Origin of the sequence: Guptibacillus sedimenti, from assembly GCF_028610665.1 — a bacterium.
Lineage (GTDB): Bacteria > Bacillota > Bacilli > Bacillales > Guptibacillaceae > Guptibacillus > Guptibacillus sedimenti.
In genome coordinates this window covers 1327135-1353021 of the sequence record NZ_JAQQWV010000001.1, presented here as the reverse complement: position 1 = coordinate 1353021, position 25887 = coordinate 1327135, and the positions used below count along the sequence as shown (strand labels likewise).

Genomic DNA, 25887 nt, shown 5'->3' with positions numbered 1-25887 from the left:
CTTTTTCACATTTACAAAACGTTCATTAACGATAATTTGCGTAATAATAGTACCCGCCGCCAATCACAAGCAATAAAACAAGCAGTACAACAATTAAAGCAAAGTACCCTCCTCCATAGCCTGGATATGGATATGGGTATGGCGGATAGGGATATCCACAGCCAGGATAGCCGTAACTCATACGCCCCCTCCTTTTCTCCCTTAGACATTCTTCTGGTAGATAGTATAGTCTATGAAAGATTCGAATAGGATGTATGGACATTGGCGGAGTTTTCTAAATTCATCACTACCGCTGTTCATCCGTTTCTTAATGCTCTACAATTAGGAGGGGTATGAAGCCTTGCAATTACTAAAAGGGGTCGATATCAATGACAACATCAATGAAAACAATAACACCCAAATATGACCCATGGGAAGCTTATATGGATGTTGAAGAATACGGAAGTATGATACTTTCTAATATTGAACTAACGACAACGACACTATGCAATATGCGTTGTGAGCACTGTGCAGTTGGTTATACTCTTCAACCAAAAGATCCTGATCCGCTTCCACTGGACCTTTTGACTGGTAGACTAGACGAAGTGGAAAAACTTCGTGCACTAAGCATTACAGGTGGCGAGCCGATGCTATCTATGAAATCAGTGAAACAATATGTAGCGCCACTACTTAAATATGCCCATGACCGAGGGGCACGCACACAAATAAACTCCAACCTAACGCTTGATCGAAAGCGATACGATCTTATTCTACCTTATTTGGATGTTTTACATATTTCTCATAACTATGGAAGTATTGAAGATTTTACTGACATTGGTTTTGCAGTAATGGATCGCAAACCTTCAATCGCCCAACGAGAGTCCTATTTTCATCGCATGGTTGAAAACGCAAAAGATTTAACTTCTAAAGGAGTAATCGTTTCAGCCGAGACGATGATTAATCGCAGAACAATTCCGAATATCGTTAGCATTCATAAACAAATTGCAGAGATGGGTTGTCAGAGACATGAGATTCATCCAATGTACCCGTCAGATTTTGCTTCTAATTTAGACATTGCTTCATTGGATGAAATTCGAGAAGGAATACACCGTCTATTAGACAACCGAGATCCTGACGTCTGGCTTCTATTTGGAACACTGCCATTCTACCCGTGTAGTTCAAATCCAGAAGATCTCAAACTTCTAGAAAGATTATATGCTGAGCCAAACGTAACAGTTAGAAATGATCCAGATGGTCGCTCAAGGTTAAACTTAAACATATTTGACGGGGACATCATCGTCACTGATTTTGGTGACACTCCTCCACTCGGGAATATTAAAGACACAAATTTAAATGACGCTTATCAAAAATGGCAAGATAGTAAAGTTGCTAAAAGCATAAGCTGCCACTGTCCAGCCGTGAAATGTCTAGGTCCTAACCTTCTTGTTAAAGATGCCTATTACAAAAAGATCGACTTTTTACAAAAAGAGACAAATCTTTCTCTTTAAACCTCCAATTTCGGGGGTTTTTTTACTCATTTTTGTATCTAATCACAATTTCAGCTTTCACTTCGTTGAAGATAGGGTATAATACCTATCGTAATCTATAGGAGTGTGATACTTGTGAGGAAAAAAGTATGGATTCTGGTATTAGTTGCCGGTTCTCTAGCTATTTTACTAGCGCTGGCTGAAAATCAAACGGATTTTCTTAGAACCAACGCAAACGAAATGCCCGAGAACGATTCAGAGTCCAAGAAGAAAAATATTACGTACTATACAAAATATTATCAAACGAAAAAGAGCATATATGACTCTTATACTCACAAAGACAGTGAGACAATTTTCCTTGGTGATAGCTTGACTGATTATTATGAATGGGGAGAAGCTCTCAGTGACCACGAGGTATTAAATCGAGGCATTGCTGGTGATACAACCACGGGAGTACTTAACCGAATCGATGAGGTGGTAAAAGCGAAACCTGATCGGGTGTATTTATTAATTGGGATTAACGATATGATTGCAGGTCAGCCTATTAATAAAATTGAGACAAACTACAAGCAGATTCTTGATATTCTGAAGACACGATCTCCTAATACAAAGGTGTACGTTCAAAGTTTGTTCCCCGTTAACACGGCATTAACTGGTCATCCTCTTAATAACGCCACAATTCGTGATTTAAATAAGCGTTTAGAAGACCTCTCAAATCTGTATGATTATCAATATATCGATATTTATCCAGAACTAGTCGAATTTGGGCAGTTGAATAAAGATTTTACGTTCGATGGTCTTCATCTCAATGGAGAAGGTTATCGCATTTGGACTCGAAAAATTCTTTCTACGTACAATACAAATGGAGCCGCTGAAAAGTAAATCACAACAATTCAGCGATCCGTTATTGCTTTTTCGCTTTTGTGTGTTAAACTACAATAGACCAACCTTAAAATGCTTCGGAGGGAAACCTTCGGAGTTCTTTTTTTACTCCTCACTGCTTTTTACTTTGGAAGTCTTTAAAAGAGTTTACCGCTAGAATTTGTTCAACCTTAAATGTTCGAACATCCCCCCTTAAGTAACAATACCCAATAATGTCTTGTTCGTTTACATAGAGTATCCTAACAATTCTCTTAGTAATCTTGTTTTGCCCAGATACATAAATCATTTCTATTTTCTTCTGATGTTTTAAGTGGTTTTTTATATTCTTATACATGAGACACTCCCCCATACGATCGTTTGTTCTTATCATATGCCAAACAAACGTTCCTAACCACTACATTGCATCAATTGACATTTTTCTATTTTTCCAATTGGAAGTTAGGCTGATTAAATTAAAAAAAACCCCGCTTTTTAGCAGGGTTACGCACCACTTTCTTTTCGATTTCGATAAAACTCATGAAACAATTTCATTAGCGCTCGTTTTTCAATTCTAGAAACATAACTTCGAGAAATACCAAGCTGCCTCGCAATTTCCCGCTGTGTCAATTCTTTTTCAAGGTTTAAACCAAAGCGTCCGACAATGACTTCCTTTTCTCGATCATCTAGAATATGAATGTATTCATAGATCTTCTTTTTCTCCATATTAAGTTGAATTAACTCTACAATATCTTCCGTTTCTGCTTTTAAAACGTCAATAAGTGAAATCTCATTCCCTTCCTTATCCTGACCGATGGGATCATGCAGAGACACATCTTTTTTTGTCTTTTTTAAAGCCCGTAAGTGCATGAGAATTTCGTTTTCAATACACCTTGCTGCATAGGTTGCTAGCTTTGTGCCTTTATCTGTTGAATAACTTTCAATTGCTTTGATTAAACCAATTGTACCGATCGAGATAAGATCTTCAGGATCTTCGCCAGTATTTTCAAACTTTTTCACAATATGGGCCACGAGACGGAGGTTGTGTTCAATGAGCCGATTTCTTGCATCTTCATCTCCTTCAGCCATTAATTCTAAATACTTTCTTTCATCTTTTCTAGAAAGTGGCTGGGGGAAGGCATTGTTTTTTACAAATGAGACAAAGAAAAGAACTTCCTTACAAACGTAAGCAAGTGCTGCCAGTAAGGACACATACTCACCTCCCATTGATGGGCTGTTACTATATCTTAAGCTTATGTAATTGCCTACCCCCACGTGTCTGTCCTTCTGGAATTTTAAATCAAAAAAATAAGACGTCCCTCAGATAGGAAACGTCTCATTACTCATCATGATTTCTCTTCTTTTCTTTTATCCATTTCTCAGACATAAACTCTTCCCTTAAATAGCGATGATGAGCTGAATACCGACCATATTTCATCCGTATAACTGCAAGAATCGCAACAATTCCTCCAACACCCGTTAGTTCAAACCATTCCATACACTGCCACACTCCTCATATGACAGTGTATTCATCTAAACAATGATTGCTACCTTATCGATTCGTCTCAAATAATTGTCTAAGCATCTCATCATTTACAATAAGATCTGCCAATTGATATTGATCTAAAACTTCAAAATATGCTGTCAGGGCCGAATGGAGAACGTGTTTTAGACGACATGCAGGACTGATTACACATGAATTGTTTTCTTTATCAAAGCACTCCACTAAATTAAAATCCTCTTCGGTACTTCTAACAACTTCTCCAACGTTGATGTCCTTAGGGAGTTGGGCCAATCTTAACCCTCCATTCCTCCCTCTTATTGTCTCGATATATCCTTTTCTTCCAAGCTCATGTGCGACTTTCATTAGATGATTCTTTGAGATTTGATAAGCATCTGCAATTTCTTGTATGCTTGCTAAGTTATTTTTTTTCATACTCCCAAGATAAATAAGCATTCTTAAAGAGTAATCGGTATAATTTGTTAATCGCATGGTCATTCAACCTCTTTTCACTCCTATGTTCATAGGTCTATTTTATCATATCATTGAAAACTTAATGTTATGTAATGCTCTAGATAAGATGTGAACAATCTTTTAAAGATTCATTTTTGATATTGCTTTTGGGAGGTATAACCGGTAACATAAAGATATATTTAAAATACATCTTTAATGAAACTGGAGGGTTTTTTATGTTATCACCCAAAACAATAGCAACGATTAAATCGACTGTACCTGTTCTAGAAATTCACGGAACTGACATTACGAAACGCTTTTATAACATGCTCTTCACGAACCATCCTGAACTGTTAAATATTTTTAATCATGCTAATCAAAAACAAGGCAAGCAGCAGCAAGCTCTCGCGAACGCAGTTTATGCTGCAGCAAAAAACATTGATCAATTAGAAGCGATTCTACCCGTTGTAAAACAGGTTGCCCATAAGCATAGAAGCCTAGGGGTTCAACCAGAGCATTATCCAATCGTAGGAGAATATTTATTGAAAGCCATTAAAGATGTTTTAAAAGATGATGCTACAGAAGAAATTCTTCAAGCATGGGAAGAAGCGTACGGGGTGATTGCTAATGTGTTTATTGAAGTAGAAGAAGAAATGTACCAAGATGCTGCAAAACAGCCTGGTGGTTGGGAACAGGAGCGCATTTTTGTTGTCGATCGTAAGGAACCGGAAAGTGACGTTATCACATCGTTTTACTTAAAGCCACTTGACGGAAAACCAATTGCATCTTTCAAATCTGGGCAATATATTAGTGTAAAAGTATCGATTCCAGATGATCCATATACTCATATTCGTCAATACAGTCTCTCAGACGTACCCGGAAAACCTTATTATAGAATTTCTGTCAAAAAAGAAGCCAACACCGCAAAGCCTGATGGCATTGTTTCCAACTATTTGCATGATCATATCGGAGTAAACGATCAGCTTACCGTTACTGCTCCAGCAGGAGATTTTTATTTAGAAAAGTCAACAGCTCCAATTGTCCTATTGAGTGGTGGTGTAGGGATTACTCCTATGCTTAGCATGCTAAAGAGCAGCGCGCTTCAACATAGAAAAACAACATTTATTCATGCAGCACTTAACGGAAATGTTCATGCTTTTCACCGTGAAGTTCTCTCTCTTGAACACCCTTCTCTAGATTATTTCGTCTGTTACGAAGCGCCGACAGAAAACGATGCTCATAAAAAGAGCTATGATAAAGAAGGTTTTATCACAAGCGACTGGTTAAAAGAAATCTTGTCACTTGAAGTAGAGACTCAGTATTATTTCTGCGGACCTCTTCCATTTATGAAAGCTATTAAAGTTGCGTTAACAAACCTCGGTGTAGAAGAAAAGAATATGCATTTCGAATTTTTTGGCCCTGCTGTTGCGCTTGAACCCGCTATGTCATAAGTAAACCTATTTAAAGAATAAAGAAGCGCCTTGAGGGCGCTTCTTTACATAGAAATAATAACTTTTTGATTCCTCTCTTTAATAAATGAACTAATCTCTTCCCAATCTTTTTCGAATGGAAGATAAGGCACAAAAATTGGTTTTTCCATGTTTCCATTAATAATGGCAACGACGGGCGAGCCATTAACTTTGCCAAACATTACTTTTTTCATAGAAGAAAAAGCAACACTTCGACAACTTAATCCAAGTAGTTTATGTTCAATACGATACTCAGTTAATTCAATTCGCTGTGTTCGAATACAAAAGCTAAGAAAGATACAAAACAACACATAAATTAAGCCGATCAGCATGAATGTTCGCCAGCGTTCAAATGATAAATCACCTTTAACCCACAATAAAAAGGTACCAAAGCAAACGACTATGACGTAGACGAGACACATGAACAGTTCAATCGCTCTCACTTTCGGATAATACGTTTTGATTACCTTCACGATCGTCACACCTTTAAATGAGATGGCTATAATCATAGTTTTTACCTATATTAACAAGGTGGAACGATTTTGTATATCCTTTCAAAAAAGTCTATTCTACTGAATGATTTCTCTCTCCCTGTAAAGGTCCATTGATTGATTCCTCACAGGAACAAGAATATGAGACAACTCTGGAATCAGTTTCATTGCAAATTTCCAGGCATTGTCTTCTATGATGATCGACAACTGCCTCTTCTTGTTTACACATCGTGTACTTGACCTCTGTTTCGCTAACAGGACCAGACTTTTGTCAGCTGCGTGACCAAGTTCGTGCGCCACTATCACGGTAAAATAGTCATTCAAATGGTCATCAGAACCGAATAGAAGAATACATTGTTTCCTTACCTCTTCCATATAAATCGTGATCATATTCGTTTCTAACGAATACTTTCCCCCTATTAATCGTTCACCAGGAAAATAGTCTGTTAGTTGAATTGGTACATTCATGCTAGCCTGTTCCTGTAGCCTGCTTACGATTGAATGAAGTACACCAGAATCGTCTTTCATATGCGAAACTCCTTTGTGATGTAAATCGAACGTTTCATCTATTCATACGCAAAAAAAAGAGACCTTATTCAGGTCCCTCCCTTTCTAATCTTATTTCCACCAATTATCAAAAATGGTAGCTGCCATATTGCGCTTATGTTTTGTTTTGCTAAAATGATTTTCGATGGTTCTTGCTGCTTCTTCAGGTACTTCTCTTCCTTCAAGATAATCATCAATATGATCATAGCTTACTCCAAGTGCTTCTTCATCTGGAAGAGAAGGTCGATCATCTTCAAGATCAGCTGTTGGCACTTTTTCTACAAGATGATCTGGCATCCCGATCTCTTCCAGGATAGATCTACCCTGTCGCTTATTTAAACCGAAAAGTGGAGTAATGTCGCAGGCCCCATCTCCATGTTTTGTATAAAAGCCTGTCACAGCTTCTGCAGCATGGTCGGTTCCAATGACAAGCTTTTCCTCGTCTCCGGCAATATTGTATTGCGCAATCATACGTTCTCTTGCTTTATTATTGCCTTTTGTAAAGTCAGTTAAGTTATTGCCCGTTGCTTCTAGATAACTTGAAACAGATGCATCAACAGCAGGCTTTACGTTGATGGTAACCGTTTGATCCGGGTTAATAAATTTTAAAGCAGCCTGCGCATCATCTTCATCTTTCTGTTCACCGTAGGGCAATCTGACGGCAATAAAGGAGGCATCGATTCCTTCTTCCCGTAGTTCTTCAACAGCCATCTGAGCAAATTTTCCTGCAAGTGATGAATCCTGTCCACCTGAAATCCCCAGGACGAACCCTGTTGTTCCGCTTTTCTTTAAATATTCTTTTAAAAACCCTACTCGCTTCGTCACTTCTTCTTTTACATCAATTGTTGGCTGCACACCAAGTTCTTGAATGATTTCTTTTTGCATTTCTCTCATTTTCAATCACTCCTTTTTAAGACCACATCTTATATTTTTATACATTAAGCGCTAGTAATCAATACCCCTTCCTATTCTTTTAAAAACTGTTTCCCATATGTATTCTTCTATTGTAAATCGAAAGAATAGATTTGATTCAGTTCTGAAAAGGATATTCAAAATAAAAGGCAGGATTACACCTGCCTTTATTTATTAATGATGGATATAGAAGCTTTGCTTGTATTGATTAGCATCAATTAATTCCCGTCTTCTTTTATGGTTTAACTCTTGATCAAGCGTTTGCCGATAACGATTAATCGTGACAGTAATTGTGACAAATACTAAGTTTAAAGTCATTCCACTCCACTCCCTTCTTCTTTATTCGTTTCAGGTTAACCCTTTCTCTACAGTGATCCATTTTTGAATAGCGCATTTTTTTAAGGCGATTCTCATTTTACTCTTCCTTTCATAACATAATGTTAGAATATCCTGAACTGTTTTTCGTGGACCTGATTCATTTCGCTTTTTACTCGCAAATCATTTTTTTCTTCCTCCAACGTTCGCGCATGAACGCGAATACCAATTGTTACAAATACTAAATTTATCGTTAACATGATCATTTCTCCTTATTTTGTATTGAATTAGGACAACCACATTGAAGCTCGATCTCGTTTAGATTCAGCTTCTGACATGCGTTCATGAATGGAGCGCTGATGAAGCTCAGATGAGAGACTTCGGTCAAAAACGCTTTTCATTTTTGTTATGATCATTAGATGGAATGGCAACATGTTAACGACCTCCTTTCGGTTCAGTTATTTCAGGGGACCCATTTTCTCCTTTTCTCTTGCACATTAAACATCACGTTTCCTTTAATAACCAATTTGATTCCTCCTCTCAAAATTTGGACACAAAAAGCCGCAGGGCATAAGCCTGCGGCTAAAAAAGCATAGAAATACCGCAGGCGTCGACCTGCGGCTTTTCAATCCGTTAGTAAAAAAGGATTCCCCTTAAAAGAGGCGCTGGTCGAACAGATCTTCACATTGAGTTACAGTAGCTTTCACTTTCATCATCTTCATCATTCTGTTCGACCTCCTTTTTTCATAATTGTTTACAAAGGTAAGTATATCCATCACTTCCATTTTTGTAAACCTTTTTTACTAAATTACCTAAATATTTTATTAAAAAGAAAATTTTCGACAATCATCGTCGAAATTTACTTTGACGTCATCACCTCTGCAGAAAGCATGAAAGTTCTGTTAAAGAGGACATACATATGTATAAAGCGGAGGTGAACACATGCTGAACGTGACAACAATCGTCCTCTTTATCATTGGGTTCCTTGCTGTGTTTGGAGTAACAGCTACAATTCAAATTAGTATTCAAATGAAGAAATGGCTGAGAGATATTGAAAATGCAGAAGTTCAAAATGATGCAACGGCTTATACAGCACCATGGATTCAAAACGTGATTAAGGAGTATAAATCCTACCATCTAGCAGGCGTTTCTCAAGTGAATACGCAAGCCCTTATTGAAAAACATTTCTTTAAAGAATCGGTTCCTCTGTTTGGTTTTGCTCGTGTTCCTGCTGGAGGCATGATGCGATTTATGCAGCAGCTCCCACCGACCTCGATTATCATCGGGATATTAGGAACATTTATTGGGCTAACGCTTGCCATTTCTTCCATGCAAGAAACTCTTATGTTTCTATCACAAAAGCCAGAAGATGCCAATTTAAACCTAGCTTCTGTTATTGAAGCGATTTCTAGTCCATTTCAAGGTATGAGCGTTGCTTTTATTACGAGTATAGCCGGCATTGGAAATGCTCTTTTTTTAACGCTAATCCAAAATGGTGTATTAACGAATGGACGGACGACAGCCTACTATTTAGAGAAAATCATATCAGATTGCGAGTCCTTTCTTGATCATAATTTGAATGCAAGCTTAACTCAGGAAAAACCTCATGATGAAATGGAGCGAATTTTGGACCGCCTAGCGGGACGAATTCAAGAAAGCTTTCATGAAACGCTTGGAGATTTCTCAACGAACATGGTTAACTTTACATCTGGGCTTGAACAGGCGATGCAAGACGTTCAAGCGACATTATCAGCGCAGCGTGAATATACGGAACAGTTTTCAAATAGTACCACGACATTAGAAACATTCGGTGTTAAGCTTCAAGAGTCTTTTACACAGTTAGACGGCGTTCAAGAAAAAGCTACGAACGGTATTATCGAACTTGGCAATCGATTAAAGAATCTCGAGAGTCAGCTTCAGTCTTTATCAAAGCATCATGAAGCAGGACAGCGTAAATTCGAGCAGCTCGTTCAACGTTCTGATCAATTAATTAAAGATACCCAGAAAAAATCAGAGGAGACAGGGCAGCATTATTTGAGAGGACTGGATGAACAAATGCAACGTTTCCAGGGCTCACAAGAGGAGCTTGAGCGGCGTGTTCATCAAATGCAGGACGAATGGTATTACCGCTACCAGGATAAACAGAATCAATATGGGAGAGCATCTCAAGAATTTGCTGAATCAGTATCCCAACTTGAAAAAGCGTGGTATAGCTCTCTTGATAAAATTAAACGGGAAGCACTCGAACCGATTATCCATCGAATGGAACGCGATCAGCGTGATCAGCCTCTTCAGCATGAAATGAGAGCCCTATCAAACAGCATTGATTCTCTTTACCAGGGGCTGGCTCGTGAGCTTAAAGATATTCAACACCAGCTAGCAGAATCCCACCAGCTACAGCTACGCCTCTATGAAGAGCAAATGCGTCGTCAATCAATGGCTCAGCAGCATGTTCAATCTAGAATAATTGGTGACAATCGATGAAAAATCGAAAAAGACGCTTTCAAATCCAGGGTGATGAGGAGCACTATTGGCCTAGTTTTGCAGATATGATGGCAATGATCGTTCTCGTCATGCTTTTTATTGCAATTATTGCCTTTGTTCAAATGATTTATGACGCTTATGATCAAACCGTAATGAAACAAGAACTAGCAAAAGTAGCGGATGTAAAAAAGCATATTAGTGATTTAATTGAAGAACAGCTAGAAGAAAATGTGGGAAAAGACAAGATTGTGCGTGGGCCAAACAATACGATTTCAGTTGAGGGGGATATTTTATTTGACACGGGAAGTGCCGAAATTAGTGAGGAAGGAAAACGAGTATTAAACGATTTAGCAGATGTTTTTGCAAATTTAATTGATGAGGAAGACATTAGTCAATATCTCTACATCATTTTAATTGAAGGACACACTGACAAAGTCCCTTACGATAACTGGAAACTTTCAGCTGATCGTTCTGTAGCTGTCGTTAAAGAACTAATGAAGGCGAACCCAAAGCTTAATTCACCTGAGTACGCAAAATATTTAGCCGCAACAGGTTACTCAGAATACAAACCGGTTGTCGAAGAAGACACGAATGAAGCATACGAGAAAAACAGACGTATATCATTCCAAATTATTCTTGATGATGAGAAATGGCAGGGGCGGTTGAAAGAAATTATGACGTATTAAGCTCAATTACGCATCAAAGAATAATAAAAGCCGAATCCTATTATTTAAGGAATCGGCTTTTCATTGTTATATTTCATCTATTAGTTAAGAATTCATGTTTTGCTCATTTATTTTTTTCTGTATAGCGATAGCGCGAGAATAAAAGAAAATCGCAATCCCAACTAGTAAAAATCCTCCACCAGTCAGTATAAGAGCAGCGCCATCCGTCTTTCCTTGAACCGGGAGAAAAGAACCAATATATAAGAAAACACTAAGACTAAGCAATACAAACGCAAATCGCTTATAGTCTGTCATTTTGTCTTGAAGTTGCTTCATAGTGCTCACCTCTCTCGGCTTTTATTCTATCATAAATAACCAAGGTAATAGAGATGTAACTCTTTCCAGTCGTCTAAAAGCCCTTACCCGGTGTATCGGATAAGGGCTTTCTACTTTATCCTAATGCATTTGAAAGGTCTTCAATCAGATCCTCTGCATCTTCAAGTCCAACAGAAATACGAACAAGCCCTTCGGTAATGCCGAGCTCTGCTCGTCGATCTTTTGGAATAGAAGCGTGCGTCATTCGTGCAGGAACGGAAATTAAGCTTTCTACTGCTCCTAAACTTTCAGCTAAAGTGAAATATTTCACTTTACTTAATAGCTCATCTGCCTTCTCTGCACTTCCAATATCAAAGGAAATCATGCCACCGAATCCACGTGATTGATTTACAGCAATATCATTACCAGGATGTGTACTTAACCCTGGATAGTAGATTTTTTCCACGGAAGGATGCTTGCTAAGAAATTGGACGATTTTAGCTGTGTTTTTTTCATGTTCTTCCATTCGTACACCCAGCGTTTTCAATCCTCTAATAAGCAACCACGAATCTTGTGGTCCAAGAATAGCCCCGGCAGAATTTTGCACAAAATGAACTTCTTCTGCAAGCTCTTTAGAATTAACGACAACAAGTCCTGCCACAACGTCACTATGTCCACCTAAATATTTGGTAGCTGAATGCACAACGATGTCGGCCCCATGATCAATTGGGTTTTGCCAATATGGTGTATTAAAGGTATTATCAACGACTGTTAAAAGATTATGTTCTTTAGCAAGTTTCGAAATAGCTTTGATATCTGTAACCTTCAATAACGGATTCGTTGGGGTTTCAACAAAAATGGCTTTCGTATTATCTTGTATCGCTTCTTTTACTACGTCTAAATCAGTTGTATTAACAAATGTAGATTCAATGCCGAGACGATTTAACACCTTTGTCATTACACGATACGTTCCTCCGTATACATCATCTGTCATGACCACGTGATCTCCAGAATCGAACATCATCATTACAGAGGAAATGGCTGCCATTCCAGACCCAAATGCGAAACCTGCGTAACCATTTTCAAGATCTTTAATTAACTCCTCAAGAGCGTGACGAGTTGGGTTTCCTGTCCTGGAATATTCATAGCCGTTAAACTTGCCAACTGCTTCTTGTTTATACGTACTAACCTGGTAGATTGGTACTGATACCGCACCCGTTTGCGGATCACCAGTAATCCCACCATGAATGAGTTTTGTTTTTGGCTTCATTGCTTAAATGCCTCCCTCATAAATCTTCTTACTTAAGTATCGTTCACTACTATCTGGAAAGATCGTAGCAATATTCGTTCCTGGAAGGGCTTGCTGTGCTTCAATAAGAGCAGCTTCAAGGGCCGCTCCTGAAGAACTACCTACTAAAAGACCTTCTTTTTCAGCAAGCTCTCTTACACGTTTGAAGGCAACGTCATCTGTCACTGTGTGAATACTGTCAAAGTAAGCGTCATCCATGTAATCTGGTAAAAATTCCATACCGATTCCCTCTGTTTTATGAGGCCCCGACTCTCCACCGTTTAAAATGGATCCTTCAGGTTCAACAATAACCGTTTTCACATTCGGATTCTGCTCCTTTAAATAGCGAGCTGTCCCCATGAACGTTCCACCCGTTCCTGCACCAGCTACGAACACGTTAAGCTCACCGTCAAGCTGCCTCCACAGTTCTGGGCCAAGCGTTTTATAATAAGTGAGAGGGTTAGCTGGGTTTCCGAACTGACGAGGCATATATGAATTGGGAATTTCCTTAATAAGTTCCTCAGCTCGGGCAATTGCACCCTTCATTCCTTGTTCAGTAGGGGTATTCACGATTTTGGCACCTAGTGCTCGCATTAAATCTTGTTTCTCCATGCTAAACTTCTCAGGGACCACAAACATGACAGTGTATCCACGATTGACAGCTGCAAGAGCGAGGCCAATGCCTGTATTTCCTGCAGTAGGTTCTATAAATGTTCCACCCGGAGCTATTCGATTTTGCTCAATGGCTTCCTGAAGTAACTCCTGTCCGAGTCGATCTTTAATACTGCCCCCAGGATTATAGAACTCAAGCTTAGCGAAAAGGCGAACGCCCTCCGGTATATCAAAATGATGAAGCTCGATGACCGGAGTGCGGCCGACGAGCTCATGAATGTTATGAAAGATTTCCATAGTGTGAAACCCTTTCTATTCAGCAAACACAATATGCCATTCGTCACGGTGTGTCAGCATTTCGTCTGCGATTTCTTTAGCTCCTTCTAAGCTGTGGTTAGCAGCCCATCCACACTGCACCTCATTGCATGCTGGTACTTCATCAGCATTAAGCACATCCTGTAATGTTTTCTCGAGAACTTCTAAGATCTCATCATAATTAGAGTGATTCAGAACCGCTAGATAAAATCCTGTTTGACAACCCATTGGCCCAATATCAACAACATTATCCATATGGTTACGAATATTTTCAGCCATTAAGTGTTCAATGGAATGAAGCCCTGCCATTTCCATATGTTCTTTATTTGGTTGCTTAAAGCGAATATCGTATTTGTAAATTTCGTCACCGTTTGGCCCTTTTGTTACACCTACAAGGCGAACATATGGCGCTGCTACTTTTGTATGATCAAGATTGAAACTTTCTACATTCATTTTTTTAGCCATTCTTCTTCAACTCCTCCACTAGATTTAAAATTAAGTTTGCTGAATTAATAGAAGCTGTTTCTAGAAATTGATCGAAAGAAACATTTGATTCTTTCCCAGCAATATCAGAAAGCGAGCGGATAATGACAAAAGGTGTACCAAATTGATAACAAACTTGTGCAATCGCTCCAGCTTCCATCTCTGCAGCGTCGAGATTGGATAGTTTTGATCTAACGTATTCCACTCGATCTGCGTCATTCATAAATGAATCGCCTGTTGCGATCATTCCTTTCACTACCTGGTGCTCCGTTACTTTCTCTGCGCTTCTTTCAGCGGCTTCAACAAGCATGCTGTTTGGTTCATAAAGCGCCGGCATTTGAGGGACCTGACCATATTCGTAACCGAAAATGGTAGCATCCACATCATGGTAGCGAACTTCGGAAGAAATCACGATGTCGCCTACTTTTAGTTCAGGATTAAATCCACCTGCAGAACCTGTATTTAGAATATAATCTGGTTTAAATAGTTGATTCATTAATGTCGTACCGATAGCCGCATTCACCTTACCAATGCCTGACTTTAAGAGAACGACCTCCTGGCCATCAATGCTTCCTGTAGTGAACTCAGATCCTGCAATCACCTGTTCTTCTCTGTGATCAAGACGGTCACGTAAAATTCTTACTTCTTCTTCCATTGCTCCAATAATACCGATCTTCATGATGTACTCCTTTACCTGTTCAATTTTTAACGGCCTCCATCAGCCAAACAAAATCATTTAGCTGAGTAAACACAACTCGAAATCCATGTTGTTGGAAAAGTTCTTCTAATACTGGAATGGTTGTATAATATTCCGTTTGCAAGTCCTGTAGCAAATTGTAATATCCCTTTGCTTTCACTTTCTCATGCATCTTTATTCTAGCATTCTCATCTTTGAATGCTGTATCCGCAAATACAATTTTATCATTTTGCCCCAGTAGTTGGCTATATTTGTGAATGGCAGTCTTTTTTTCTTCATCAGTAAGGTGGTGAAATGCATAGGTACTCACGATTGTTTGTACAGGTTTGGTCGGAGTTGGGAAAACCATAAAGTCGCCATCATAAAACGTGACATCTGGTAACCGTTCACTTGCCTTTTCTCTCATCGCTTTTGACGGTTCTACCCCAGTTACTTCCAGTCCTTTATTAAGTAAAATAGAAGTTAAATTCCCTGTTCCAACACCAAATTCTAAAACGTGTCCTGAGGAAGCTTGAGCGACTGAAGATAAGATTCCATCATAGCCTTTAAAAACGTCCCGATACTCTTCATCCTGTCCAGACACTGTTGTATCGTAAGAGTCTGCCCAACGCTCAAATAAATCAATAAACTCTCTTCCCATTACTGTCACATCGCTTTCCGAAATTTAATTCATACTATTAAGGTATGAATAATATGCATTATGGTTCTAACTTATCATATTCTTTTTTGAATATCAATTTGTATGATTTAACAAAAATGTGTAGACTGATAGATGGTCGCATTTTAAGGAGGAGCACAAATGAGTTTTTCGCTCGAACGGATAGACGATAAAGTAGAATTTTTCGAAGGATTTTCACTAGAAGAGATCGAGAAAAAAATACAAGTTCAGATCGATAACAACAGGGCACTGTTGCTTCAGGTTCATTCTGTTCAGCATCACGCCATCACCCATGAGAAAACAGGCAGACCTTACTATTCTGCTGTCGTTCATTTTAAAGCAAAATAAAAAAGCAGGAGCATTCGCTCCTGCTTTTTGTAGCTATTCTGGTGTAACACTAATTGGTTTCCAACCTTTTCCATCAATCCACTCAAGTTCAATGGAGTAAACCTGGTTTCCTGATCCTGCTTTACTTACACGCGCATATGACTGTTGAGGTCCGCCGTTGCCTCCTATTTTCCAGATCGTCATTTCATCTGCAGAAATCCCCATAACAGATTCAACAGCTTTTAACTTTTCATTCCAATCAGTAGAACCAAGCTCATAACTCGATCTATGTGGACCTGTTTGCGATGTTCCTACAGGCTCCCAAGGTCCTTCAAGGTTTGGTTCACCCGGCTTCTGGTCAGCTTCTTCTTCTTTTTCTTGATCTTCTTGATCTTGACCTTCTTTGTCTTCTTTATCTTGATCTTTCTCTTCGTTAGCACTTTCTTCTTTCGTACTATCTTTATCAGTGGCGCTATCCGACTCTGAATCACTAGCCTGTGAATCTTCAGCCTCATCAGAAGTAACGGCATCGTCACTGCTACTATTCGATTTTTCATCCGAATTTGTTTGTGCAGTTTTCTGTTCTTCACTTGCGGTTTGCTGAGAGTCATCACCAGTAAAGACTATATTGGCAACAAGTACAAGTATCACTGCGAGAACAATTCCAATTAAACTGTTTAATACGATATTTTGTTTTCTCTTTGAATGACGGTCCCCATATCGTGATCTCAAACCCATCCACTCCTCTATTTAGCTGTTGTTCTTATTTTACCATCTCTAAATGATTCGTAGAAGGCTTGACTTTTGTATCGTTTTTATCTCTCATTTTGGTATAAATCCTTAACGATGGTTGCAAATGCTTCATAAGCTCGATATTGCTTTTCTTTTCGTTCAAAATCCACAACCACTAAAGCATATTGTGGAGAATCATAAGGAAAATAACCAGCAAACCATTGATGATCATAGGAGACGTCTTCGCCAAGCTCTGCGGTACCTGACTTTCCTGCTACTTGTATCGGTAAATCGTTTAAATAAGCATTCCCCGTGCCACTTACTACTACTTCTCGCAATGATTTTTGAAGAGACTTGATTACATTTTTCGAAAGGTTTTCATCATGGCTTATTTCTTTGAAGCTAAGAAAAGTCGTTCCATTTCGATATAGAATATCACTAACGACTTTCACACCTTTCGCTTCCCCACCCCTCCCAATTGTCGCCATCATATTACCAATTGCTAGGGGACTTAATTTCACATTTAATTGACCAATGGCTGTTTGGTCAATTGCTTTACGTATCCTCTTATCTTTTTCATCTTTAAAAAAGATCGGGCTAGACTCGTCAGGAAACTGCTTGAAATTTTCATAATGATAAAGCTTATCTTCCCATCCAACCGTTGTTCCTACTCCAAGTTTCTCTGCGGTTTTCTCAATGACATCTGGATCAGTTTTAATAAGCTCTTCAGCAAGTTGTGTGAAGGTCGCATTACAGCTTTGGGCAAAACTATCTTTAAGGCTAAGCATACCTAACTTACGATTTCCAATGCCATCACGGTACAAATTTTGATCACAGTCAAAAAGACGCGTATCTTTAACATCATTTTCATATGCTGCTGCAAGAATAATTGTTTTAAATACAGACCCAGGGAAGTACCCTTTCACCATTTGATTCATAGCCCCTTTCCCTAAGGGGTCTTCTGAACCGAATAATGGACGACTAACCATGCCGATTAAGTTATTAGAGTCGATATCAATGAGAACCGCACCACCATTCGTAATACCTGAGTCATCGATCGCCTCTTCTAAATTCTTCTGAATTTTTGTATCTAAAGTGGTCTTCACTTGGAGAGGATAAAATGAATCCGTACTAGAGAAATACTTCACATCAAGTCCAAGAAGAGGGTTCCCCTGACGATCAGCATGATAAAGGAGCGTTGTATCACCTTCAGATAACAAAAAGGGGTCAAATGCAAGCTGAAGCCCCGATATTCCTAATTTTGTTTCTTCATCAATCGATCCTTCAGCCCATTTCTCTGGATATTTTGATTGAATTAATTCCGGATTAGGTCTAACAGTCCCAATAACATGAGTTGCCAATGGATTTTTATTCACAGGCTTATGGACGGCATAGACACCAGGAATACTTTGTTCATTTATCTCTTTCATTTGATCAATCGTTAACGTTTTGTCAAAAGTAAATGGTTGTAACTGTCCCTCAAATGAGCGTTCAAGACTCTCAGGAGTGACATTTATAATTTGGGCTACCTCCTCAAGTGGCCATTCCCTCTCTTTAAGAAATGGAAATAAAACGAGAGAAGGAATTGATTCACTCATCGGAATCCCATTTCGATCAAGTATCGTTCCTCTACCTTCATCTAGCACATAGGACTGTGTACGTTGATTGATGCTTGCTTCGATTAAATTGATATGATGTTTTGAGTAAGACTCTGTTTCAACTAATTGAAGTTGGATCAAACGTCCGATTAACAAAAACATCCCACATACAAGGAGGAGACCAATCCCGATCATCCTTCTCCTTATCATCTCTCTCACCTCTGTAAGAGTTTCGACGGATGTTCTCTATTTCAAACCTCCTTCGGTCATTTGCAAGTGTATAGGAGCTTGATGAGAAGTATTTCATGCATAAGAAAAAGACAACCTTTATGGCTGCCTTCTTTTAGTCTTTTGATTAGATTACTTCTAAAATTTCTACACGGATTTCTCCGCCTGGAGTTTGTACGTTTACTTTTTCTCCAATTTGACGACCTAGAAGACTTTTGGCCATTGGGGAATCATTTGAAATCTTTCCTTCAAATGGATCGGCTTCTGCACTACCTACGATAAAGTATTCTTCTTCATCACCGTCTGGAATTTCAACGAATTTAACACGCTTACCTATTGATACAACATTAGATGAGCTATTGTCTTCTTCAATAATTTCAGCGTTACGAATCATATTTTCAACTGTTTGAATACGTGCTTCTACAAACGCTTGCTCATCTTTTGCAGCGTCATACTCAGAGTTCTCAGAAAGATCTCCAAAACTACGTGCTATTTTAATACGTTCCACAACTTCTTTTCTTTTCTCAGTTTTTAGAAGGTCAAGCTCCTTCTCAAGCTTTTCTTTACCATCTTGCGTCATATAATACTTTTTATCCTCTGCCATTTCATTCACTCCTTCATCAATTAAGGGCATCAATCGTAATAAACTGTATGAAAAAAAGAGGTAAATATACCTCATTTAATCGTTATAGCATTGCTTTTTCTTCAAGTATCGTATGGATTTTCGTAACCATAAGGTCAATCGCAACTCGGTTTTGACCACCTTCAGGTACAATAATATCTGCATAACGCTTTGTCGGTTCAATAAATTGAAGGTGCATCGGACGAACCACTGAGGTATACTGCTCAACTACTGAATCAAGTGTTCTCCCTCTGTCACGTATATCGCGAACCATTCTTCTTAAGATGCGAAGGTCCGCATCAGTATCAACAAACAACTTAATATCCATTAGATCACGAAGACGTTCATCTTCAAGAATTAGGATACCTTCCAAAATAATGACATCTTTCGGTTCGACAGGAATAATTTTATCAGATCTTGTGTGAACTGTATAGTCATAGACTGGTTTTTGAATCGGTTTATATAACATTAACTCTTTAACATGTTCAATTAACAGATCGTTGTCAAATGCAAGTGGGTGATCATAGTTTGTACCAAGTCGTTCAGGCATTGACTTTTCACTCTGATCTTTGTAGTAAGAATCCTGTTCAATAACTAAGACGGACTGATCGGCAAACTGTTTAAAAATCTCTCGTGTTACAGTGGTTTTACCAGAGCCTGATCCTCCAGCAACACCAATTACTACGGGTCTATTAACCATAATTCTTCCCCTTCTATTATAGAAAAACCGCCCGTACATTTGTACGTCGGCTTTCCTTCTTCATGAGTTTTTACGCTGACTAACAGCTAGACCATCTCCAATAGGATAAATCGTTGTATCTAACTCGGGATGGGAAATTAAAAATTCATTATAAAGACGGAGCTTTTTTACCATTGATTTAAAGCGCTTTTCCTCTATCTCATCTTCTGCAACCAATCCTCTGAATAAAATATTATCAGAAAAGACAATGCCGCCTTCTTCTAATTCACTATAAAATTCATCAAAAAAGCGCTTATACTGACCTTTCGCCGCATCAATGAATAGAGCTTGATAAGGGCCGTATTGTTTGAGATCGGTAGCTAGATCAAATGCATCGCCAAATAGGACTGTAATTTGATCTGAATAGCCAGCTTTATCAATGTTTGCGATCGCTTCGTTATAACGAGTTTCGTCACGTTCTACAGTAAGTATAGCAGTATCTGGCAAACGCTCAGCCATACGAATGGCTGAATACCCAATAGCTGCACCAATTTCTAATATTCGTTTCGGTTTCAAGAAAGAAAGAAGTTGAAGCATAACATTGAGACTCGTTTGTTCCATAATAGGAACATGGTTTTCCTCTGCATATTCCTCAATTTCTTTAATTATGCCTTCTCGATTCGGCCGTAAAGATTCAAGATATTGTTCAACATGATCGGATATCATGATCGGTCCTCCTTCATGTAACCCGAATAATTTTATCATAATCGAAAGGGGAATGGTAGTCTTACTCGCCATTCCCCATAAATTTCTTATTCTTCTTTCGCCTCTTCTTCTTTTTCTTTCTTCTTATAATACTCGTCCCATTCCTCTTTATACTTAGCTACTTTTTTATTGTGTTCTTTATTTGTTTCTGAGAACAACGTCTCTCCACTTGGGCGAGCATAGAAATAGAGGGCATCTGTATCAGCAGGTTCAATCGCAGCTACTATTGACGATTCACCAGGGTTCGCGATTGGTCCTACGGGCAAACCTTTTTGTTTATACGTATTGTATGGCGATTTTAAATCAAGATCATCCTGTGTAATTTCACCGGATTGTTCTCCTCTGGCATAAACAACGGTAGGATCCGTTTGTAAGATCATATCCTTATCCAGACGGTTATAAAACACTTTTGAAATCTTTGTTCGATCAGCATTGGCGGAGGCTTCTTCTTCAATGATCGATGCGAGCGTCATTAGTTCATGGATTGAGTCGTCCCGATCTTCTATTTCAGATCGGTATTTATTTAGCACACTGTCTGTTTTATCTAACATCTCTTTTACAACAGCTTCCACTGACGGTTCTTCTACAAAATCATAAGTAGCAGGGAATAGATAACCTTCGAGCGGATGACGTATATCATCATTTAGAATATCATCTGTTAAAAACCAATATTCATTAATTAGAGCCTCCATGTACTTATCATCATCTAACTGCTTCATCACATCTTCTTTCTTTAAATCCAATTCTTTTGCGATACGGGCGGCTATGTCTTCTATCCATATCCCTTCTGGTACAGGAATCGTAGCAACAGCCTCCTTCATTACTTTTCCGCTTTTCATAATCGCAATAATTTCATCCATCGTCATCGATGGTGAAAGCTCATAATCTCCAGCCTGAAAGCCGCTTTCATTTTTATATTTTACATAATAACGAAAAGCCGTCCCATCTTTGATAATTCCCTCTTGTTCTAAGGTTTCACCGATCGAAGAAGTTGAAGATCCAATTGGAATCGTAACAGCTGTTTTTGTGCTACTGTTCGGATCCACTGGCTCAAGAATGTTTTTTATGTAGAAGTAACCACCTGTTATAACGGCAGCCACCGTTATGGTTAAAAGCAATAGAATGATAAAAACAATTTTTCTTACCGTATGATTTTCACTTTGGCGCTTCATAAGCTTCTCTTTATACAAGTCTTTAAAATCAGACAACGCCGTGGCCCCCTTTCGTTCTTCACCTATTATACTACAAGTCGACATATTGTCAGCGTTATTGCTAACGTTCGCCATATTTACTCCAACATGTATTATACAAGTTAACGATAGAGGTTTGTAGTCATTTCCAAAATTCAGTATCGAAACGTTGTTATAATGATCAACTAAACATAAAAAAAGCTACCGATGAATACATCGGTAGCTTTAATTGAACGTTATTCGTTCTCGTCCTCTTCTGAGAAAGTGTTGAGCATTTCTTCAACCATTTCCCATTCCTTATCTGATTCGATAGGGAAGAGCTTATAGTCTCGTTCTTCGTTATCTTCTTCTTCATAACGGAAAGCGTAAACCTCTACTTCTTCTTCGCTATCTGCCTGATCAGCTGGAACCACAGTCATATAAGATTGTCCGTTCTCAGCTACGTCGAAAGTAAAGAGAACTTCAAATAAATGTTCGTCTCCGTTTTCATCTGGAATGATAATGCGTTCTTTTTCCTCCATGCTTTTCACCTCATTAATTTTGCTTGCTGTCTAAGTATCCTTGCAGAATCATAACAGCAGCCATTTTGTCGATCACTTTCTTCCTTTTCTTACGACTCACATCAGCACTTATCAGCATGCGCTCAGCAGCGACAGTTGTCAGCCTTTCATCCCACATTTCAACTGGCAAATTGGTACTTATCCGAATGAGCTCTGCAAATGCCTGACAGGCTTCACCACTCGGACCAATTGAACCATTCATGTTCTTAGGAAGTCCAACAACAATCTTGCTGACATCATTCCCATTAATGATTTCCATTAAACGATCAGGAATCACATCCTGCATATCCGGGTTACGTTTCACCGTTTCTAATCCCTGTGCCGTCCAACCCATCGCATCGCTTAGCGCGACACCGATTGTTTTCGTACCGACATCCAAACCAAGTGTTTTCATGCTGTCTCCTTATCTCTGATGATGAGTAAGATACGATTTTACAAGCTCTTCGATTAATTCATCTCGTTCTAGCTTACGAATTAAGCTTCTCGCATCATTGTGTCTCGGAATGTAAGCCGGATCTCCAGAAAGGAGGTATCCCACAATCTGGTTAATCGGATTGTAGCCCTTTTCTTGAAGAGCGCTATAGACGGTGAGCAACACTTCCTGGACATCGTGATTGTCTGCGTCGTCTGGAAAATTAAATTTCATTGTTTTGTCCATCGAACTCATTCCTTACACCTCTTTCTCCGATCCCCATCTAGAATCGTAACTAGTCAACTAATTCTTATTGTACACTACTAAAACCAAATTAGGAAATGGATTTAACCCAATCTGTTGCATAAGCAAGCGCGTCATCTAACTTCTCAGGGTTTTTGCCGCCCGCCTGTGCCATATCCGGACGACCACCACCGCCACCGCCACAGCGTGTAGCAAGCTCTTTAATCAATTTCCCAGCATGATAACCTTCTTTTACAAGGTCATCTGTAATACCAGCCGCAAGTTGAACTTTCCCATCAGCCCCACTTCCCAATACGACAATGACGCTTCCAATCTGTGATTTCAAATCATCAACAATACTACGAAGGTTATTCATATCTGTATCGATGCGTTTAGCAACTACTTTCACACCGTCTACTTCTTGAACATCTCCTGCCATTTGCTTCGCTTCAACATTTGCAAGTTTTGACGTCAAAGAATCATTTAGGCGTTGTAAATCACGGATCTGACCAAGTAGCGCTTCTGTTCTTGAGGGAACGTCCTTCACATTTGATTTTAACAAGTTAGCCGTGTTTTTCAAAATCGACACTTGTTGATTCAAAACCTGGTAAGCTCCTTCACTTGTTACAGCTTCAATACGGCGTGTTCCTGCACCAATACCTGATTCAGAAACAATTTTAAACAATCCAATTTCTGCTGTATTTTGAACGTGCGTACCGCCACATAATTCAAGACTATAATCACCAACACGTACAACGCGTACAGTATCTCCATATTTTTCACCAAACAATGCCATAGCTCCCATTGCTTTAGCTTCGTCAATAGGCTTTACCATCGTATTCACTGGAATGTTCGCCCAGATTTGATCGTTTACTTGTTTTTCAATTTCTTCAAGTTCTTCAGATGTAATCTGTCCGAAATGAGAGAAGTCAAAGCGAAGGCGCTCTGAACCTACGAGTGAACCAGCCTGATTGACATGCTCACCAAGTACATCCTTTAAAGCTTGATGTAGCAAGTGGGTTGCCGTATGATTCTTTACAATTGCCGAACGGTTTGAACGATTAATTTCAGCTGTAATTTTTGCTCCTGTTTTTATTGTCCCAGATTCGACAACCGCCGTATGGACGTGCTGGCCGTTTGGCGCTTTTTGTACATCCGTTACGCGAAGCTGAACATCTTCACCCCGAATCACACCAGGATCTGCAACTTGCCCGCCGCTTTCAGCATAGAAAGGCGTGCTTTGGATAATAACTTGAATTTCGTCCCCTTCTGACGCTACTTCCGTCAACTCTTTGTCTTTTATAATAGCGACAACTTCTGTATCAACAGATCGCTCTTCATATCCGACAAAATCGCTTTCCACTGAAATATCACCGAGGGCACCACCTTGAACTTGCATAGAACCTACATCCTGACGAGCATCTCTAGCACGTTTACGCTGCATTCCCATCTCATGCTCGAAACCTGTACGATCAATTTCCATACCTTCTTCTTCCGCATACTCCTCTGTTAGTTCGACAGGGAAACCGTATGTGTCATATAGACGGAAAACATCGCTACCTGAAATAACGTGATTACCAGCTGCTTTTTCTTTCTTCATAATATCCGAAAGAATCGAAAGTCCTTCATTTAAGGTTTCGTAAAAGCGATCTTCTTCGTTCTTGATCACTTTCTGAATAAATTCTTTCTTTGCATTTACTTCTGGGTAGAACTCAACCATAATGTCCCCCACTACAGGAACAAGTTCATACATAAACGGACGGTTAATACCAATTTGTTTAGCAAAACGAACAGCTCGTCTAAGCAGTCTTCTTAGTACGTACCCACGTCCCTCATTAGAAGGTAGGGCACCATCACCAATTGCAAATGTAACAGTTCGAATATGGTCAGCGACTACTTTGAAAGCAGTATCTCCCTCTCGAGAAGCTCCATACTTCACGTTCGCCATTCGCTCAGTTTCACGAATTGTCGGCATAAATAGATCTGTATCATAGTTTGTTTTTGCATCTTGAATAACAGATACCATGCGTTCGAGTCCCATTCCCGTATCAATATTCTTTTTAGGTAAAGGGGTATAAGTTCCATCTGGATTATGGTTGAATTGAGAAAACACAAGGTTCCAGATTTCAAGATAACGCTCGTTTTCGCCACCAGGATAGAGTTCTTCTGTAGGATCTTCAAAACCGTATTCTTCGCCACGGTCATAGAAAATTTCTGTATTTGGTCCACTAGGTCCTTCACCGATATCCCAGAAGTTGCCCTCTAGTCGAATGATACGCTCTTCTGGAAGGCCAATTTTTTCACTCCAAATTGTATAAGCTTCCTCATCTTCCGGGTGGATTGTTACCGATAATTTATCAGCTTCAAAGCCAATCCAATCTTTGCTCGTTAAAAATTCCCAGCCCCATTCAATCGCTTCTTCTTTAAAATAATCTCCGATTGAAAAGTTTCCAAGCATTTCAAAAAATGTATGGTGACGAGCTGTCTTACCTACATTTTCAATGTCATTCGTACGAATTGACTTCTGTGCATTCACAATTCGTGGATTATCAGGGGTAACGCGCCCGTCAAAATATTTCTTTAATGTAGCGACTCCGCTATTGATCCACAACAAAGTTGGATCTTCATGAGGTACTAGCGATGCACTAGGTTCCACCGAGTGACTTTTTTCTTTAAAGAAATCGATAAACATCTGTCTTACGTCAGCTGACGATAAGTTTTTCATACGAAACATCCTCCTTCAATTCTGATTGAACTCTTTCGCTATTCCAGGTGGTTTTTTTACATACAAAAAAACTCCCATCCCTGAATAAATCAGGGACGAGAGTTTTGTTTTCATACTCACGCGGTACCACCCTGGTTATAGACATAATCGTCTATCACCTCAAGCGACCGTAACGAGGTCGAGACGGCGGGGATTAATCCGCACTCAGGATTAGCGTTCTGCTGATCTTATTCATAAAGCTCTTTCAGCCAAGGAGCTTCTCTCTAAGGAATACATTT

General features: G+C 39.2%; 33 protein-coding genes. 6 read left to right on the top strand and 27 right to left on the bottom strand.

What is annotated here, in order from left to right; genetic code table 11:
- Positions 1–25 precede the first annotated feature (25 nt).
- Complete coding sequence (locus PQ578_RS06585; RefSeq protein ID WP_168212300.1) at positions 26–181, bottom strand: hypothetical protein; 156 nt, start codon at positions 179–181, stop codon at positions 26–28.
- A gap of 187 nt (positions 182–368) precedes the next feature.
- Between PQ578_RS06585 and yfkAB the strand changes: the two genes are divergently transcribed.
- Positions 369–1487: a radical SAM/CxCxxxxC motif protein YfkAB gene (yfkAB, locus tag PQ578_RS06580; RefSeq protein WP_273832688.1), complete on the top strand. Its 1119-nt coding sequence runs from the start codon at positions 369–371 to the stop codon at positions 1485–1487.
- Positions 1488–1601: 114 nt separating this feature from the next.
- A complete protein-coding gene (locus PQ578_RS06575) occupies positions 1602–2348 on the top strand; it encodes a GDSL-type esterase/lipase family protein (RefSeq protein WP_273832687.1) in 747 nt (248 codons plus the stop codon).
- Positions 2349–2460: 112 nt separating this feature from the next.
- Here the strand turns inward: PQ578_RS06575 and PQ578_RS22555 are convergent, their stop codons facing one another.
- The 4 genes from PQ578_RS22555 to PQ578_RS06560 form a co-directional block, all read right to left on the bottom strand.
- Positions 2461–2682, bottom strand: coding sequence for a WYL domain-containing protein (locus PQ578_RS22555; protein ID WP_489753145.1), 222 nt, complete (start codon positions 2680–2682; stop codon positions 2461–2463).
- A 146-nt stretch (positions 2683–2828) separates the two neighbouring features.
- The gene (sigK, locus tag PQ578_RS06570; RefSeq protein ID WP_159783352.1) at positions 2829–3536 is read right to left on the bottom strand and encodes an RNA polymerase sporulation sigma factor SigK; all 708 of its coding nucleotides are present in this window, start codon (positions 3534–3536) and stop codon (positions 2829–2831) included.
- A 127-nt stretch (positions 3537–3663) separates the two neighbouring features.
- Entirely contained in the window at positions 3664–3822 is a 159-nt protein-coding gene (locus tag PQ578_RS06565) for a hypothetical protein (protein ID WP_179886251.1), read from the bottom strand.
- A gap of 54 nt (positions 3823–3876) precedes the next feature.
- Positions 3877–4317, bottom strand: coding sequence for an Rrf2 family transcriptional regulator (locus tag PQ578_RS06560; protein ID WP_273832686.1), 441 nt, complete (start codon positions 4315–4317; stop codon positions 3877–3879).
- A gap of 197 nt (positions 4318–4514) precedes the next feature.
- Here PQ578_RS06560 and hmpA point away from each other — a divergent pair, with 197 nt between their 5' ends.
- The gene (gene hmpA, locus PQ578_RS06555; RefSeq protein WP_273832685.1) at positions 4515–5729 is read left to right on the top strand and encodes an NO-inducible flavohemoprotein; all 1215 of its coding nucleotides are present in this window, start codon (positions 4515–4517) and stop codon (positions 5727–5729) included.
- Positions 5730–5773: 44 nt separating this feature from the next.
- Here hmpA and PQ578_RS06550 read toward each other — a convergent pair whose 3' ends face one another.
- From PQ578_RS06550 to PQ578_RS06525, 6 genes are all read right to left on the bottom strand, one after another.
- On the bottom strand, positions 5774–6220 hold the full coding sequence (locus tag PQ578_RS06550; protein ID WP_273832684.1) for a hypothetical protein: 447 nt from the start codon (positions 6218–6220) through the stop codon (positions 5774–5776).
- Positions 6221–6316: 96 nt separating this feature from the next.
- Positions 6317–6766 (bottom strand): hypothetical protein, encoded by a 450-nt coding sequence (locus PQ578_RS06545; protein WP_273832683.1) that lies wholly within the window; start codon positions 6764–6766, stop codon positions 6317–6319.
- Between the two features lie 90 nt (positions 6767–6856).
- A complete protein-coding gene (gene nadE / locus PQ578_RS06540) occupies positions 6857–7669 on the bottom strand; it encodes an NAD(+) synthase (protein WP_273833300.1) in 813 nt (270 codons plus the stop codon).
- A 201-nt stretch (positions 7670–7870) separates the two neighbouring features.
- Positions 7871–8014 carry a hypothetical protein gene (locus tag PQ578_RS06535; protein ID WP_224883855.1) on the bottom strand — a complete coding sequence of 48 codons (144 nt, stop codon included), beginning with the start codon at positions 8012–8014 and terminating at the stop codon, positions 7871–7873.
- A gap of 122 nt (positions 8015–8136) precedes the next feature.
- Positions 8137–8271 (bottom strand): hypothetical protein, encoded by a 135-nt coding sequence (locus tag PQ578_RS06530; RefSeq protein ID WP_273832682.1) that lies wholly within the window; start codon positions 8269–8271, stop codon positions 8137–8139.
- A gap of 27 nt (positions 8272–8298) precedes the next feature.
- Positions 8299–8445 (bottom strand): hypothetical protein, encoded by a 147-nt coding sequence (locus PQ578_RS06525; RefSeq protein WP_160918700.1) that lies wholly within the window; start codon positions 8443–8445, stop codon positions 8299–8301.
- Between the two features lie 508 nt (positions 8446–8953).
- Here PQ578_RS06525 and PQ578_RS06520 point away from each other — a divergent pair.
- A complete protein-coding gene (locus PQ578_RS06520; protein ID WP_273832681.1) occupies positions 8954–10495 on the top strand; it encodes a hypothetical protein in 1542 nt (513 codons plus the stop codon).
- Positions 10492–11181, top strand: a complete 690-nt coding sequence (locus PQ578_RS06515; RefSeq protein WP_098444341.1) for an OmpA/MotB family protein — start codon at positions 10492–10494, stop codon at positions 11179–11181. The genes PQ578_RS06520 and PQ578_RS06515 overlap by 4 nt, the downstream gene beginning before the upstream one ends.
- An 84-nt stretch (positions 11182–11265) precedes the next feature.
- Here the strand turns inward: PQ578_RS06515 and PQ578_RS06510 are convergent, their stop codons facing one another.
- The 6 genes from PQ578_RS06510 to PQ578_RS06485 form a co-directional block, all read right to left on the bottom strand.
- Positions 11266–11496, bottom strand: coding sequence for a YrhC family protein (locus tag PQ578_RS06510; protein ID WP_098444342.1), 231 nt, complete (start codon positions 11494–11496; stop codon positions 11266–11268).
- 115 nt (positions 11497–11611) lie between these two features.
- Positions 11612–12745, bottom strand: coding sequence for a bifunctional cystathionine gamma-lyase/homocysteine desulfhydrase (locus PQ578_RS06505; protein WP_273832680.1), 1134 nt, complete (start codon positions 12743–12745; stop codon positions 11612–11614).
- A gap of 3 nt (positions 12746–12748) precedes the next feature.
- A complete protein-coding gene (locus tag PQ578_RS06500) occupies positions 12749–13672 on the bottom strand; it encodes a PLP-dependent cysteine synthase family protein (RefSeq protein WP_273832679.1) in 924 nt (307 codons plus the stop codon).
- 15 nt (positions 13673–13687) lie between these two features.
- Complete coding sequence (locus tag PQ578_RS06495) at positions 13688–14155, bottom strand: S-ribosylhomocysteine lyase (protein ID WP_098444345.1); 468 nt, start codon at positions 14153–14155, stop codon at positions 13688–13690.
- Entirely contained in the window at positions 14148–14852 is a 705-nt protein-coding gene (gene mtnN / locus PQ578_RS06490; RefSeq protein WP_273832677.1) for a 5'-methylthioadenosine/S-adenosylhomocysteine nucleosidase, read from the bottom strand. Before mtnN ends, PQ578_RS06495 begins: the two co-directional genes overlap by 8 nt.
- A gap of 19 nt (positions 14853–14871) precedes the next feature.
- Positions 14872–15510, bottom strand: a complete 639-nt coding sequence (locus tag PQ578_RS06485; RefSeq protein ID WP_098444347.1) for a class I SAM-dependent DNA methyltransferase — start codon at positions 15508–15510, stop codon at positions 14872–14874.
- Positions 15511–15669: 159 nt separating this feature from the next.
- Here PQ578_RS06485 and PQ578_RS06480 point away from each other — a divergent pair, with 159 nt between their 5' ends.
- Complete coding sequence (locus tag PQ578_RS06480) at positions 15670–15876, top strand: YrzA family protein (protein ID WP_098444348.1); 207 nt, start codon at positions 15670–15672, stop codon at positions 15874–15876.
- Between the two features lie 33 nt (positions 15877–15909).
- Here PQ578_RS06480 and PQ578_RS06475 read toward each other — a convergent pair whose 3' ends face one another.
- The 10 genes from PQ578_RS06475 to alaS form a co-directional block, all read right to left on the bottom strand.
- Positions 15910–16587, bottom strand: coding sequence for a YrrS family protein (locus tag PQ578_RS06475; protein ID WP_273832676.1), 678 nt, complete (start codon positions 16585–16587; stop codon positions 15910–15912).
- 83 nt (positions 16588–16670) lie between these two features.
- Positions 16671–18395, bottom strand: coding sequence for a peptidoglycan D,D-transpeptidase FtsI family protein (locus PQ578_RS06470; RefSeq protein WP_273832675.1), 1725 nt, complete (start codon positions 18393–18395; stop codon positions 16671–16673).
- Between the two features lie 145 nt (positions 18396–18540).
- Entirely contained in the window at positions 18541–19017 is a 477-nt protein-coding gene (greA, locus tag PQ578_RS06465) for a transcription elongation factor GreA (protein WP_098444351.1), read from the bottom strand.
- Between the two features lie 82 nt (positions 19018–19099).
- On the bottom strand, positions 19100–19738 hold the full coding sequence (gene udk / locus PQ578_RS06460; RefSeq protein WP_179886333.1) for a uridine kinase: 639 nt from the start codon (positions 19736–19738) through the stop codon (positions 19100–19102).
- 57 nt (positions 19739–19795) lie between these two features.
- Positions 19796–20440, bottom strand: coding sequence for an O-methyltransferase (locus PQ578_RS06455; RefSeq protein ID WP_273832674.1), 645 nt, complete (start codon positions 20438–20440; stop codon positions 19796–19798).
- 86 nt (positions 20441–20526) lie between these two features.
- Complete coding sequence (gene mltG / locus PQ578_RS06450; protein ID WP_273832673.1) at positions 20527–21687, bottom strand: endolytic transglycosylase MltG; 1161 nt, start codon at positions 21685–21687, stop codon at positions 20527–20529.
- Between the two features lie 218 nt (positions 21688–21905).
- A complete protein-coding gene (locus PQ578_RS06445; protein ID WP_273833297.1) occupies positions 21906–22208 on the bottom strand; it encodes a DUF1292 domain-containing protein in 303 nt (100 codons plus the stop codon).
- Positions 22204–22623, bottom strand: coding sequence for a Holliday junction resolvase RuvX (gene ruvX, locus PQ578_RS06440; RefSeq protein WP_159783391.1), 420 nt, complete (start codon positions 22621–22623; stop codon positions 22204–22206). The genes PQ578_RS06445 and ruvX overlap by 5 nt, the downstream gene beginning before the upstream one ends.
- Before the next feature lie 9 nt (positions 22624–22632).
- The gene (locus tag PQ578_RS06435; RefSeq protein WP_098444356.1) at positions 22633–22896 is read right to left on the bottom strand and encodes an IreB family regulatory phosphoprotein; all 264 of its coding nucleotides are present in this window, start codon (positions 22894–22896) and stop codon (positions 22633–22635) included.
- A gap of 79 nt (positions 22897–22975) precedes the next feature.
- Positions 22976–25609: an alanine--tRNA ligase gene (alaS, locus tag PQ578_RS06430; protein WP_273832671.1), complete on the bottom strand. Its 2634-nt coding sequence runs from the start codon at positions 25607–25609 to the stop codon at positions 22976–22978.
- Positions 25610–25887 lie beyond the last annotated feature (278 nt).